This is a genomic window from Nostoc sp., from assembly GCF_036919595.1.
In the GTDB taxonomy this organism is placed as follows: Bacteria; Cyanobacteriota; Cyanobacteriia; order Cyanobacteriales; family Nostocaceae; genus Nostoc.
Genome location: NZ_JBALCO010000151.1, coordinates 16,361 through 30,960 on the forward strand (window position 1 = coordinate 16,361; position 14,600 = coordinate 30,960).

11 protein-coding genes are annotated in these 14,600 nt (G+C 39.9%); 9 read left to right on the forward strand and 2 right to left on the reverse strand.

Features of this window, described 5'->3' with window-relative positions:
* The first annotated feature begins 136 nt into the window (after positions 1–136).
* A complete protein-coding gene (locus tag V7K21_RS23185; RefSeq protein ID WP_335177542.1) occupies positions 137–1,246 on the forward strand; it encodes a hypothetical protein in 1,110 nt (369 codons plus the stop codon).
* Positions 1,247–1,291: 45 nt separating this feature from the next.
* Here V7K21_RS23185 and V7K21_RS23190 read toward each other — a convergent pair whose 3' ends face one another.
* On the reverse strand, positions 1,292–1,420 hold the full coding sequence (locus V7K21_RS23190) for a hypothetical protein (RefSeq protein ID WP_335177543.1): 129 nt from the start codon (positions 1,418–1,420) through the stop codon (positions 1,292–1,294).
* A 43-nt stretch (positions 1,421–1,463) separates the two neighbouring features.
* Positions 1,464–2,867: a response regulator gene (locus V7K21_RS23195; RefSeq protein WP_335177544.1), complete on the reverse strand. Its 1,404-nt coding sequence runs from the start codon at positions 2,865–2,867 to the stop codon at positions 1,464–1,466.
* A gap of 751 nt (positions 2,868–3,618) precedes the next feature.
* Here V7K21_RS23195 and V7K21_RS23200 point away from each other — a divergent pair.
* The 8 genes from V7K21_RS23200 (at position 3,619) to V7K21_RS23235 (ending at position 14,498) form a co-directional block, all read left to right on the forward strand.
* Positions 3,619–4,293 (forward strand): vWA domain-containing protein, encoded by a 675-nt coding sequence (locus V7K21_RS23200; RefSeq protein WP_273765413.1) that lies wholly within the window; start codon positions 3,619–3,621, stop codon positions 4,291–4,293.
* A gap of 50 nt (positions 4,294–4,343) precedes the next feature.
* A complete protein-coding gene (locus V7K21_RS23205; protein ID WP_335177545.1) occupies positions 4,344–5,126 on the forward strand; it encodes a PP2C family serine/threonine-protein phosphatase in 783 nt (260 codons plus the stop codon).
* A 57-nt stretch (positions 5,127–5,183) separates the two neighbouring features.
* A complete protein-coding gene (locus tag V7K21_RS23210; RefSeq protein WP_335177546.1) occupies positions 5,184–7,352 on the forward strand; it encodes a tetratricopeptide repeat protein in 2,169 nt (722 codons plus the stop codon).
* A gap of 903 nt (positions 7,353–8,255) precedes the next feature.
* Positions 8,256–9,029 (forward strand): glucose-1-phosphate cytidylyltransferase, encoded by a 774-nt coding sequence (gene rfbF, locus V7K21_RS23215; protein ID WP_335177547.1) that lies wholly within the window; start codon positions 8,256–8,258, stop codon positions 9,027–9,029.
* Positions 9,030–9,108: 79 nt separating this feature from the next.
* The gene (gene lhgO / locus V7K21_RS23220; protein ID WP_335177548.1) at positions 9,109–10,323 is read left to right on the forward strand and encodes an L-2-hydroxyglutarate oxidase; all 1,215 of its coding nucleotides are present in this window, start codon (positions 9,109–9,111) and stop codon (positions 10,321–10,323) included.
* A 386-nt stretch (positions 10,324–10,709) separates the two neighbouring features.
* Positions 10,710–11,738, forward strand: a complete 1,029-nt coding sequence (locus V7K21_RS23225; RefSeq protein WP_335177549.1) for an NAD-dependent epimerase/dehydratase family protein — start codon at positions 10,710–10,712, stop codon at positions 11,736–11,738.
* Between the two features lie 110 nt (positions 11,739–11,848).
* Positions 11,849–13,117, forward strand: coding sequence for a class I SAM-dependent methyltransferase (locus V7K21_RS23230; protein WP_335177550.1), 1,269 nt, complete (start codon positions 11,849–11,851; stop codon positions 13,115–13,117).
* Positions 13,118–13,526: 409 nt separating this feature from the next.
* Positions 13,527–14,498: a glycosyltransferase family 2 protein gene (locus V7K21_RS23235; RefSeq protein WP_335177551.1), complete on the forward strand. Its 972-nt coding sequence runs from the start codon at positions 13,527–13,529 to the stop codon at positions 14,496–14,498.
* Positions 14,499–14,600 lie beyond the last annotated feature (102 nt).

Below are 14,600 nucleotides of genomic sequence, written 5' to 3' on the forward strand. Positions count from 1 at the left end.
TTTACTAAGTGTGGTACTTGCTGTATTTATTCGTATTAATTTTTTGAAGATGAAAGTAAAAAAATGCTTTCATTCATGTCGTTGATCTTCCTCTTGATGGAGGAATTTCAGTCTGAGTAATAGGAGTTTAATTCTAATGGCAACTTCTGACAATAGCAATAAAACTGCTGGGTCACAAGGTACTAGCAACAATTCAACTGGTAATGGCAATTTTTCTTTCACTGATGGCAAATGGCAGTCCACTGATGGCAGTGGTTTAGATGGTGGCGGTAGCTTTGGTAGCGCTGCTAATGGTAGTAATATCTTCGCTTCCTTCATTGGTGGTGGCAACTCATCCACAATCAGTAAAGATAGAAAGTACGCCTACAATTACGAGCGACCACTTGACAAGCGGGCTTTAACTGATACTAATAATCCGTTCAATCAACTAATCGGAGTCCTTGGCGGTGATACCAGCGCATTAGGTGGAAGCAACCCCTTTGCTGGTGGTAGCACATCTGGTGGTGGAAGCAACCCCTTTGCTGGTGCTAGTGCCTCTAGTGCTAACAGTACCGCCGCTAGCAGCAACCTCCCTGGTAACTTACCATTTGGCAGCACTCCTCCCTCCAAGGAAAGTGGTAGCAACCTCCCTGAAACTGGCAACGGTCTACCTGTACCTTATAACAGCGACAACTGGATATTTGATATTCAAAACTTAGATGGTTCAAATGCTACTGGTAACAGTGGTCAAGGTAACGGCAACTGGTTATATGGTAGTAACAACACAACCGATGGTAATGGTAACTGGAATTTTGGTAGTAGCAACACAACCAACGGTAACGGGAACTGGAACTACAGTGATGGCGGCAAAACCAAAGGTAATGGCAACTGGAGCTTTGGTAACGATAACACAACCGATGGTAATGGTAACTGGAACTTAGGCAATAACAACGACATCTTTGGTAATGCTAATACACAGACCAGTAGTAACAATGACATCCTTGGTAATGGCAACAATGCCAGTGTAAGTAATAGCAATATCCTTGGAAATCGGATTGAAGCCAGTGGTGATGGCAAAACACTCGTTGGTAATGAAGGCTGGAATTTCTCTGTTAGTGGTGAATTGATATCGCTAGGTAGTACTACGCCCAGCCAAGCTATCGGCACCGATGTCAGCAGTTTACTCAGCAGTCCTGACCTTATAACATCCGCCATATCAAATCCAGGCTACAACAACCTAAATTATAATTTCTCTGCCATATCCTAAAACTTTCTAGCAGACAGGAGCCAGTTTTTGCATCGGTAAGCCTGTCTATTGTGGCATACTCATCCCATTCTTGGCATCATAAGCTTTAATTACCGTGTGTCCATTCTCTCTTAAAAAACTATTGATTAACTCCAATTGAGAAGGAGCATCTTCAACAACTAAAACTGTAGCCATATTGATTCTCACTAGCTCAAATTCATTAGATTTTGTGGTTAATTTAAGTCAAATGCATGAAGACTGTTTTCAGCAATTCGGCACGTGTAAACGGTTTAGTGAGATATCCAGATGCCCCTACCAGTTTCGCTTTTACTTTGTCTACAATTCCTTTACTCCCAGTGACGAAAATGATCGGAGTATTTTGAAAAGTTAAATTATTTCGTATAATCCGGCACAACTCATAACCATCGATTCCTACCATGTTTAAATCCAGCAAAATTAAGTCCGGTTTGTGCCTTATGATTGACAAAACAGCTTTTAGTGGATCGTTGATAGTCACTACAGAAAAATTTTCATTTTCTAAAAAATGGCTAATTTCTTTGAGAATTGTGGGACTATCATCTACAGAAACGATTTTGTGGACTTTCTGTGCCGTTACAGTAGCAGCTATAACTCTTTGATAAGCAGGATTTATGTTGTTTGATATTGTTGGTTCTTGAAAGTTTTCTTTTGGAGGAGGATAAATCTGTGGTAATCGGTGAACAGGAGCTACATTCTCTTCATAAATATCTGGGTAAGACTTGACGGTGGTATTTAGTTTTTCTTTGGTATCAACTAATGTAATTAATTTTGAGAAAAGCGTAGGCGTAGCCCGTCGTGGACATCGCTCTTCAAATATCTTTGGTAATTTATCAAATGGTGGATCAGGTTCATGCAAGATAATCCTGCCCTGAAGTATGTAAGGGTATAAATTACGAGCCAGTTGGATTTCATCTTGATTCAAAATTACCGCCAGATGACACAGGCTAAAACCCTTCATCCAATTAGTTAAATCTGGCTGGAGTGTTGGTAAATCTTTTTCCTCAATTTTACTGTTAATCAACAGATATGGACGTTGATATGGAGAAGAAATTTGGGGAACAAAAGTTTGCCAATTCTGTAATCTTACTTGGCAACGTTCGAGAATTTTTTCTACATCTAGCCTGCAAATTTTTGGCATTCTATTTAGTGGTTCTGTTAATTCATAAGTACCTTTTTGGATTAATAAAAATGATTCAATCACCTCTTTAACTAATTCTTGAATTAGCACTCCTGCTTGTGTAGAATGTATATGTTGTTCACTAACAAGCCAGGATATAGCCTGATACTCAGGAGGGTGGTTTCTCGAATTGGTGTCATGTTCGATTAACTGACTGTGTGAGTCAAGTTCAAACATCAAACGTAATTGAACACGAACCTCAGTAGTTAGTAGTGGAATTTGGTGGCTGAGGCGACGTAAATGACGTTCTAGTCGATCAAAAGGTTGCACTGAATGGGTAGCGTAGGTTATTTTGCCTTGTTCTAGGTAAATCGACCAACTAACTGAATTACTCAATGCTTGTAAACAAGTACTATCGGAGCAATTGGATAACTGTCTTAGCAAACTTAGAGGACGTAGTTTAGTGAATGCACCAGAATTATTCATATTTTTCAGTTTTTTTGCGGAATCAACAACCAAACATTTGTAAATGGAAAATATCAACTATGAAGTATTTTATTCTTTGTAATTTTTCTCTATGCAAAAATTATTTCTCTTAAAATATGTATATATATTAAAAGTTATAATTTTTATAACTTTCTTGTTGTCTTTGGCACGTTTCACTTAATTTATCTAAAAAAACTAGTAGGTGAGCATGAATAAAGGTAAACACATATCATGGCTAGACTATCAGTAAATGCTAGTTACTTCTAAATTTTACTCACTAGCGACAACTATTGGCTGAAGACCTGAATAACGACGTTTATTTATACCCACTTACTGAAAGAGGCAAATTTGAATCCAAATTCACGCGGTTACACTGGTATACTTCTAGAGTTAATGATCTTGATTGTGGTTAATCACTTTCCTATAAAGGAAGAATTATCCTATATAGAATCTTTAAAAATATATCTGGGAAAGTTTAGGTATTTATTGTACTGTATGTTTAAGGGATATAAATTTTTGGTAGATACATTACAACAGGTAATTCTGGGTTTTGATAAACTATTTTTTGCTAAACTAAGCTGTACTTAAGTTCTTCTTAAATATATAGTGAACTTCATGAAAATAATTTGTTTAATAAAGATTAGAGCATCTACCACTAAATATTATATTCTGTAGTCGTCTTGGCGACTGGAATTATATACTCTGAGAAAAGGGAAATAAAGCATTGGACTTTAACATAACACAAAAAGTTATGCATGATACATTAAGACTTGATGAAGTAGTAGAATTTGCTGAGAATCCAGAACCACGTTGTCCTTGTGTGCTCTTGCTAGACACATCTGGCTCGATGCAAGGAGATCCGATTGAAGCTTTAAATCAGGGTTTACTAAGTTTAAAGGATGAATTAGTCAAAAATTCCTTAGCCGCAAGACGGGTGGAAGTGGCGATCGTAACTTTTGATAGTAATATCAATGTAGTACAAGACTTTGTGACTGCCGATCAATTCAATCCGCCGATTTTGACAGCCCAAGGCTTGACTACGATGGGCGCAGGAATTCATAAAGCTTTAGACATAATTCAAGAGCGTAAATCTCAGTATCGTGCCAATGGGATTGCTTACTATCGTCCTTGGGTATTCATGATTACAGATGGAGAACCCCAAGGCGAGTTAGAGCATGTGGTAGAGCAAGCAGCCCAACGTCTACAGCGAGATGAAGAAAATAAGCGTGTAGCATTTTTTACGGTAGGTGTAGAAAATGCGAATATGACGCGTTTAAATCAAATAGCTGTGCGTACCCCGCTGAAACTCAAAGGATTAAATTTTATCGAGATGTTTGTCTGGCTCTCAACTAGTATGTCATCTGTTTCTCATTCGCAGGTGGACGAACAGGTAGCATTACCGCCGATTGGTTGGGGGACTGTTTAATTAAAGATTGCAGCTTGATGTTTACACAGCTAGCTGTTGGAAAAAAATCTATGAATATATCAAAACAGATTGCTCAATGGCGAATTGTGGCTGCGTCTGTATGTGGTACAAGTCACTTAAAAAACAATCAGTTATGTCAGGATGCTCATCACTGGCAGATATTGTCAGATAATGTTTTAGTGGCGGCCGCAGCAGATGGCGCAGGTTCTGCTAGCCTAGGGAAAGTGGGAGCGATGGTTGCTGTGGAAACAGCAATCGAAAACATTTCCACTAAAGGACTCACCCGAAAAATTCTGACTGATGATGCCTATGTGCGATCGCTCTTAAATGATGCCATACTAGCCGCCAAAAAAGCCGTGGAGGATGAGGCGGCTACTTGTGACAAACAGCCTCAAGATTTAGCAACTACCTTAATTATGATGGTTGCCACACCAGAAGTTGTAGCTGTGGCACAGATAGGTGATGGTTTGGCAGTGGCAAAAGATCGGATGGGCAACCTCCTGGCACTTACCATGCCTGACAGTGGCGAATACATTAACGAAACCACTTTTTTAACTTCGCCTACTGCCTTAGATGCAGCGCAGATACGAGTCTGGCGCACAGACATAGTAAATGTTGGCATCATCACCGACGGACTACAAATGCTGGCTTTGAATATGGTTGTTGGCGAACCTCACAAACCCTTCTTTTTTCCGTTGTTTGAATTTGTAGCCAATACTGACGATAAGACAGTAGCCAAGGAACAGTTGATAAAATTTTTACGCTCAGAGCGGATTACCCAACGCACTGATGATGATTTGACACTCATTATAGCTGCATTCAACGACTCATGAGCAATAAATCTACAGGTTTGACATCTTACAATAACTCCCGTTAGCGGTAATTTCATTATGCAGGTACTACGTTGTTCCCCTAGAAAAGAAATCCTCAGCCTCAATGTCAGTTTGGGGCGTGGCGGTGAAGCTTGTGTTTATGCAGTGCCATCCGATAACAACTTGGTGGCGAAGATTTACCACAAGCCAACGACTGCCCATGCTGCAAAACTCCAGGCGATGCTTGCCAACCCGCCAGAAAACCCTACGGCTAGTTTGGGGCATATCTCTATCGCTTGGCCAGAGGATTTATTACGGGCAGCAGATGGCAAAAATAGCATCGTGGGATTTTTGATGCCACGGATTCAAGGGATGCGTCCAATCATCGACTTTTACAACCCCAGAACCCGTCGCCAACACTGCCCCCTATTCAACTATCAGTACCTGCTCCGCACGGCTCGCAACTTGGCGGCAGCTTTTGCAGCTTTGCACGCTAGTGGATATTGCATTGGCGATGTGAATGAGTCAAATATCCTCGTCAGTGACACAGCACTGGTGACTTTGATAGACACAGACTCTTTCCAAGTACTCGATCCAAACAACAATGTTGTTTATCGCTGCCCAGTAGGTAAACCAGAATTTACCCCACCAGAACTACAGAATAAAACTTTTGCCCAGCACGATCGCGAAATTTCTCACGACTTGTTTGGGCTATCGGTGCTGGTATTTCAACTTTTAATGGAAGGCACCCACCCATTTTCTGGGATTTTCCAAGGCGCTATTGAGCCACCATCCTACGAAGCCCGAATTGCATCAGGTCATTTCACTTACAGCCAAAAGCGGTACGTACCCTACCTTCCTACACCCATTGCACCCCCTTGGGAAATTCTTCATCCCAGCTTACAGGAACTATTTGTCCGTTGTTTTGAAGAGGGTCACAACAACCCACTGCTGCGCCCCAGTGCCCAGACTTGGCTCTCAGTAATAGCTGAAGCCGAAGATTCTCTGATTACCTGCACTACAAATCCCCAGCATCGCTACAACAACCACATGCGTAGCTGTCCGTGGTGTGAACGGACTGTGCGATTAGGCGGACGCGACCCCTTCCCATCACATCGGGCTATAGAAGCAAGAGAACATCTACAACCGCGAATCAAACCGAAAAAGCGTTACACTCAGACCCCGTATTTGCCACAGCGAGCGGTGTCAGCGCACTTAGCTAATTCTTGGCAGCCAGTAATTACCCCAAGCGGTTCATCTTATAAACGTTCCAAAAAGTCAAAATTGTACCCGATTATTTTTTGCTTGATGGGTTTTGGTTTATTAGGATATGCGGACGTAATGATTAAATTTACTCAGCCGTTGGTTTCCCAAAATGCTTACACTCAACAAACATTGAATTCTCGCCAGACAAATAATAAACTTAGCTTCGCTGATTATTATCAGCAGGGTGACGCTGCTTACAAAGACCGAGACTATGAAAAAGCAATTGTCAACTTTAGCGAAGCAATTAAACAACAACCTACACATGCCAGAACTATTGTGAATCGTGGCAATGCCCGCTACAACATGAAAGACTACGAAGCAGCAGTTGTAGATTATAGCCAAGCTCTCAAAATCAACCCCAATCAAATCAAAGCTCTTGTAAATCGCGGTAATGCCCGCTTTATGCTTTCCGAATATAGCAACGATCCTGATCAAGAATATAATCTAGCGATCGCCGACTATAATCGAGCCATCGGTCTGGATAATAATGAAGTTGAAGCTTATATCAGACGGGGGATTGTCCGCACCCAAATGGCTAAATACAGCGGTGAATCTCAACAAGCTTACAAAAGTGCGATCGCAGATTTTACTCAAGCGATAAAACTTAATGTATCCAAAGCAGAAGCTTACTTTCAGCGGGGTTTTGTCTATTATCAAATTGCCCAATATAGCAGCAATTATGAGCAAGAATATAATCTAGCGATCGCTGACTTTAACCAAGCACTAACTATTAGCCCCAGACTAGCAAAAGCATACCTCAAACGAGGTATGGTTCGTTATGAACTGGCACAATATGGCGGTAGTGAATCTACTAAAAACCAGACGAAAGCTATCCAAGATGTACAGATAGCTGCCAAAATGTTTCTTGAGCAAGATGATATGGAAAATTATCAGCAAGCACTCAATAATGTATGCGTAGTTGTAGAAAATCAATGTGACCCTTTATTCCAAGGCTCAAGTAATCTCCAAAAAACTAACTAAAAACAAGTAAGTTTTTTACTGGCATATTATTGGTTTTGATTGAATAAATCATATCATATCCGGTAAACTACTTGTGATTTCTGCGTGACCTCTCAACAGGGGAGCATCCCAAATGTGTAAAAATATAATTTGTCATTGCGTAGGGTACAGAACGCACTCAAGCAAAGCAATCGCTTTGTAGAGATGAAGCAAATTGCAATATTTGGGCTACTGTACAGCTTCTGGGTTCGCAAAGCGTCTGGTAGAGTTGGAGTATGCTTCATTCACAATTGACTTGCAATGATTTTGGTAAATTTGCTTGCATTAGGATGCTCCCCCTCTCAAGAGCAGCTCCTTCCTACTTCGTGGGAACTCGTAGCCCCCACGAAGTGGGGATTAGGGGCAGGGAGCTTGTAGCTTTAGATATAGGCTTTTTAAGGTTCTTTTATTATAGGTAATTCAACGGACATAATATCAAGCCTGACTAGGGTTATCTTACGCTAACCCTAGTTATTTATTGGGTAACATTATTTATTGAATTCAGTAAGTTATTTTCATCTTTATAGGTATTCATAGAGCTTTTATATAGAAAAGATTTTATTTCATATCACCTTCATAATTTTGCCGAAAATTATAGTTAGATTATTGACGGAGAAAAAGAAATCAAAAACAAATTTTTCTCTATTTAAGTGCATCCTCTTCATGTCGAGAAAGTCAAATAATTTTGGATTTTAGATTTGTGTTAGCGAGTCTTGTCTGCAACACCCTACTCACGAACGAGCGGATGAGTAGATTTGTTTTGCCCACTTTCAGAGTGGGGCATGTATCAAAAAACTCTTTTAATCAAAAATCCAAAATCTAAAATCTAAAATTGGCACGGCACGGTTAAATAATAATATCCCTACAAATCTCCGAGGTAATTGCATGAAAGCGGTGATTTTGGCTGGAGGGCTTGGTACACGCCTCAGTGAAGAAACTAGTATCAGACCCAAGCCGATGGTTGAGATTGGTGGTAAGCCAATTCTCTGGCACATAATGAAGACTTACTCCGCCCACGGTATTAATGACTTCATCATTTGTTGCGGTTACAAAGGTTACATAATTAAAGAGTATTTTGCTAACTACTTTTTACATATGTCAGATGTTACTTTTGACATGCGATTTAATCAGATGAACGTGCATTCTGGTTATGCTGAACCCTGGCGTGTTACCTTAGTAAATACGGGTGATAATACTATGACAGGCGGACGCTTAAAGCGGATTAGTGAACATCTTGGTAATGAGACTTTTTGCTTTACTTATGGTGATGGTGTAAGTAATATTAATATTAGCGAGTTACTTAAGTTTCATAAAGAACAAAAGACCTTAGGAACACTCACAGCCGTTCAACCAGCAGGACGTTTTGGTGCCATTTCTTTAGGATATGAGCAAACTAAAATTACCAGCTTTCGGGAAAAACCTGAAGGTGATGGAGCTTGGATTAATGGCGGTTTTTTTGTGCTAGAACCAGAAGTAATTAACTTAATCACCGATGACTCTACGGTATGGGAGCAAGAGCCATTAGAAAAGCTAGCTGATATGGAACAGTTATCAGCTTTCAAACATGATGGTTTTTGGCAACCGATGGATACTTTACGTGATAAAAACTACCTAGAGGGGCTATGGAAGAACAGTCAAGCTCCTTGGAAGGTATGGTAAGGGAGAGTTATTAGTTATCAGTTTTAACTTCTAACTTCTGACTCCTCACTTTTTTGTAATTTAAAGTGCGATAATAGTAATGTATGATTTTGCGATTATAGGTGGGGGAATAGTTGGACTCTCGACAGCGTTGGCTTTAGGAAAACGCTATTCTAATGCACGTATTTTAGTATTAGAAAAAGAGAGCCAATGGGCATTTCATCAAACAGGCAATAATAGCGGGGTGATTCATTCTGGTATTTACTATCAGCCAGGGAGTTTCAAAGCTAAATTTTGTCGTGACGGTTCTCGCTCAATGGTAGAATTCTGTCAAGAGTATGGAATTGAGCATGAAGTTTGTGGTAAGGTAATTGTTGCAACTGAAGAACAAGAGCTACCACGCCTAGAAAATCTCTACAAACGCGGCTTAGAAAATGGCATAGAAGTCCAGAAAATCAGCCCCGAAGAAGTCAAGGAAATTGAACCTCATGTAAGATGTGTAGGTGGGCTTCGGGTATTCTCAACTGGTATTGTTAATTACAAGCAAGTTTGTTTGAAATACGTCCAGCTAATTCAACAGCAGGGTGGGGATTTACACCTCAATAGAAAAGTTCTGAAAATCTCCCCAAGTGGTAAAAATCAGGTACTGGAAACAAACAAGGGTAGCTTTGAAACACGCTTTGTAATTAATTGTACTGGATTGCATAGCGATCGCACTGCCAAATTAGGTCAAGTTGAACCCCAAGCAAAAATCATCCCATTCCGGGGAGAATACTACGAACTCACACCAGAAAAACGCTATCTGGTCAAGACACTAATTTACCCAGTTCCCAATCCAGATTTTCCCTTCCTGGGTGTTCACTTTACCCGGATGATTGATGGTAGCGTCCATGCAGGGCCAAACGCGGTTCTATCGCTCAAACGCGAAGGTTACAAAAAAACCGACTTTGATCTGCGGGATTTTGTTGAGGTCATTACCTATCCTGGTTTCTGGAAGTTAGCAGCCAAACACGCTGATGAAGGCATCCAAGAAATCATTCGTTCCTTTAGCAAAGCAGCCTTCACCAGAAGTTTGCAAAAACTAATTCCCGAAGTCCAAGCAGAAGACTTAGTTCCCACCCACGCAGGAGTCCGCGCTCAAGCCTTAATGAACGATGGCAAGCTTGTAGACGACTTTTTGATCGTTTCCGGTCAAAACTCCATCCATGTTTGCAATGCTCCTTCTCCTGCGGCGACATCTTCTTTAGAAATCGGTAAAGCCCTTGTCACCCAAATTCCCCAACTCTCGCATCTAGACAGTGTAGTAACTGCATAGATAGCATAGTTACTTGCACTTTGAGGATTACCTGTGTCAAGGTAACTCATCAAATCCTTGCTTTTCTCTCTGCGTTCTCCCAGACTACGTAGTTAAATAAATTACTTTTTAACCACAGAGGCGTAGAGAACACAGAGGAAAGAAGAATTATTTTTTGGAAAATTTACCCACCTTGACAGGGCTACTCTGAGCATACGTATAGAGCCGCTACACATATGCTACTGCCCAATCGGTAATTTTAGATTTTAGTAGTTGGAATCGTCATCTTCAATGACTGTTAGCCGAGTCATATAGCGGTTCCCTTTTGGATGCAGCACGCTGGCGTACATCTGTGCGCCCTTACTAAACGAAGAATTTAACTCATCAATACAAAGACATTAACCACAATGAAAATATTAGTAACTGGAACAGAAGGTTATCTAGGTTCGTTATTACCACCTCTGTTAATTGAACGGGGACATGAAGTTATCGGTCTAGATACAGGTTTCTATAAAGTTGGTTGGCTGTACAACGCTAATGGGGTGACACCCAAAACCCTCAACAAAGATATCCGCAACATTACCCCTGAGGATTTGGAAGGTATCGAAGCAATAGTTCACATGGCGGAACTCTCCAATGACCCAGCCGGACAATTAGCACCCAATATTACCTACGAAATTAATCATGTAGGTTCAGTTCGTCTAGCTAGTCTGGCTAAGGCTATGGGTGTGCGTCGCTTTGTATATATGTCTTCGTGCAGTGTCTACGGTGTTGCTACCACAGGTGATGTCACCGAAAAATCCCCAATTAATCCCCAAACAGCCTACGCAGAATGCAAAACTCTGGTAGAACGAGATGTCAGACCACTCGCTGACGATGACTTTTCTCCCACCTTTATGCGGAATGCCACTGCCTTTGGTGCTTCTCCCAGAATGCGCTTTGATATTGTTTTAAACAACTTAGCAGGGTTGGCATGGACTAGCAAAGAAATCAAAATGATTAGTGATGGTACACCTTGGCGTCCATTAGTCCACGCATTGGATATTTGCAAAGCAATAGTTTGCACCTTAGAAGCACCACGGGACATTGTACATAACCAAATCTTCAACGTGGGAGATACAGCGAACAACTATCGCGTTAAAGAAATCGCTGAAATTATTGCTGATATTTTCCCAGATTGTAAATTGTCCTTTGGTGACAACGGCGCAGATAACCGCAGCTATCGGGTATCCTTCGAGAAAATCAACACAATCCTCCCCGGATTTAAGTGTGATTGGAATGCCCAACTTGGTGCCCAGCAGCTATTTGATTTGTTCAGTCAAATACATATGGCTGAAGATACTTTCTTATTTAGAGGATTTACCCGCTTAAAACAGCTAGAATATCTGATTCGTACTGAGCAAATTGACAATGATTTCTTCTGGAATAAAAAGTAGCTAGAGTAGCCTAGCAGCAGCGAGAAAATAATCTAAGCCTCCGAATCAACAATATTTGATTCGGACTTATTTACCCTATCGAATTATTTGCAATTAGTGAGTTGAAGTTTATGGCGCTCGCAAAATGTCGATTCAGTGGTCAACCTCTACACAAAACTTTTATTGATCTAGGAATGTCACCCTTAGCCAATGCTTATCTGACAGCAGAACAGCTAAATCATGCAGAAAAATTTTATCCTCTGCACGCTTATGTCTCTGAAGACACTCTTTTAGTTCAATTAGAACAGTTTGAAACTCCAGATCAGATTTTCAGTGACTATGCTTACTTTTCTTCTTACTCAACCAGTTGGCTAAAACATGCCAAAGCTTACACCGAGATGATAGTAGAAAAGTTTGGTTTTAATCATCATAATCAAATTATTGAAATTGCCAGCAACGACGGCTATTTACTGCAATATTTTTTAGAAAAGGGAATCCCAGTTTTAGGAATAGAACCAGCAGCAAATATAGCGAAGGTTGCTGAAGCTAGAGGCATTCCTAGTATCAACAAGTTTTTTGGGGTTGAAACTGCTAAAGAACTTGTTATCCAAGGAAAACTCGCTGACCTTTTGATAGGAAACAATGTTTTAGCTCATGTACCGGATCTAAATGATTTCATAGCTGGAATGAAACTCATCCTCAAACCCAATGGCATCTTGACGATGGAGTTTCCCCATATTTTGCGACTCATTCAACAAAATCAGTTTGATACTATTTATCACGAACATTTTTCTTATTTCTCACTCCTGACTGTCGAAAAAATTTTTGCAGCCCACAAATTGCAAATTTTTGATGTAGAGGAATTACCAACTCATGGCGGTTCTTTAAGAATTTATGCCAAACATAACCACGCTGATAATCACAACATCAGCGACCGAATAAGCCATCTCAAAGAGAAAGAAATTGCCGCCAGACTGCATCGCATAGAAACTTACATCACATTTGCTGAAAAAGTCAAAGAAACAAAGCACAAGCTATTAAATTTTCTCTTGACGGCTAAAGCAGAAGGTAAATCAATCGTGGGTTATGGCGCACCAGCTAAAGGTAACACCTTGCTTAATTATTGTGGTATTGCTAAAGATTTTATCGATTATACAGTAGATTGCAGTCCCTACAAACAAGGCTTATTTTTACCTGGGACTCATATTCCCATCTTTGAGCCAGATAAAATCCGTGAAACTAAACCAGATTATGTCCTAATTTTACCTTGGAACCTCAAGGAGGAAATTATGGAAGAAATGGCATTTATTGGCGAGTGGGGTGGACAGTTTGTTGTGCCGATTCCTGAAGTAAAAATTTATCCTTGTCCTATTCCGGATCGGCTTTTAATAGCATCGTAATTACTAATTATAAGCAACAAAGTTGCCTATTGTTACTGTTTTTATATTGTCACTATGATAATCGGCAATATGGTTCAATTAAGGCTTAAGTCTGCTAACCCTCCTTTTAAAGTAGGGAATTAAAGACCGTAACAAAAGGTGGGCAAAATCCTCATCCCCCAAGATTAGATAATTTATTTTGAGAAATCTCTAAAGAGTAATTAAAAGGTGTATCTACCATAAAGTTTTGCTGCTAACCCACAAAAATTAGACTGGAAAACAGTTGATTAATTACTAATACCAATTCTTGGTGAAACTACACAAAATAAAGCTTGGTGAGACAACGTGCTTAAGCCCTTTGCTAGCAACATCACAGATAATCGGTATCAGCTACTGCTAGTACTTTCTTAACTACAGATTTGAGCTTAATATGAATAAATTGCTTACCATTGGTATTCCTACATTCAATCGTGCCCAACTTTTAGATAAACAACTTACTTGGTTAACTAAAGCTATTAAAGGGTTTGAGTCTGACTGCGAAATATTTATTTCTGATAACTGTTCTACAGATAATACCCAAGAAGTAATTAAAAAGTGGCAGATAATTCTCAGCAATGTTACATTTACATCAAACAAAAACAGTGAAAATATAGGCGTAATGGGTAATATTGCTTGTTGCTTGAAAGCTGCAACTAGCGAATATGTTTGGACAATTGGTGATGATGATCCAATTCAAGAAAAAACCCTAAATTATGTGTTAACAACACTACAAAAATATTCAGATTTAGCACTAATGTTTTTAAACTTCTCCGGTCGCCAAAAACGAACGGGTCAACTTGTTGTAGAACGCTGGTTGAATAGTGAGAATGACGAGCCAAGAGTTGACGGGAAAGCTGTATTTCAAGGTTATCTGAACGAAAATTTTGGTGGTGTACTTTTTATATCAGCAGCAATTTATCGAACAGATTTAGTGCAACTCGCTGTACAAAAATGGCCATCTGCTACTAGTAATTGGGCATCTCAAGCATATTGGGCTGGGTTTTGCGCTGCTCATGGAAGTGTGATTGTCACTAAAGACATTTATTTAGAATGTACTATGGGCGCTAGTCTTTTGGATCTTGATCCAACATGGAACTTCAGAATGCGATATGCTTACATACCTGAAGTTTATATAAAACTACTAAAGGTAGGATATTCTCATAAATTTTGTCAGGAAATGATTTGGCAGAATTTCCAACACAAAACTTACTGGAAAATCTTATTAGGTGCTTTAAAACGTTGGCCTTTCTTGACAATAAAGATATTTATTCCTTACCTCCGTTTCCTAAGTATATCAGCTTGGGTAATTCTTTTTCCACCCAAGCAGCTAGAAACTAATACAGCACGGCTTAAATCTACCTAGCATTTCAATTAACAAGACTTGGGGCTTAACAAGGGGCAAAATTCCCTTGTTAAAAATAGGTAAACTTTCACCACAATGTAATAGTCTGTAACTTAGTGTGTT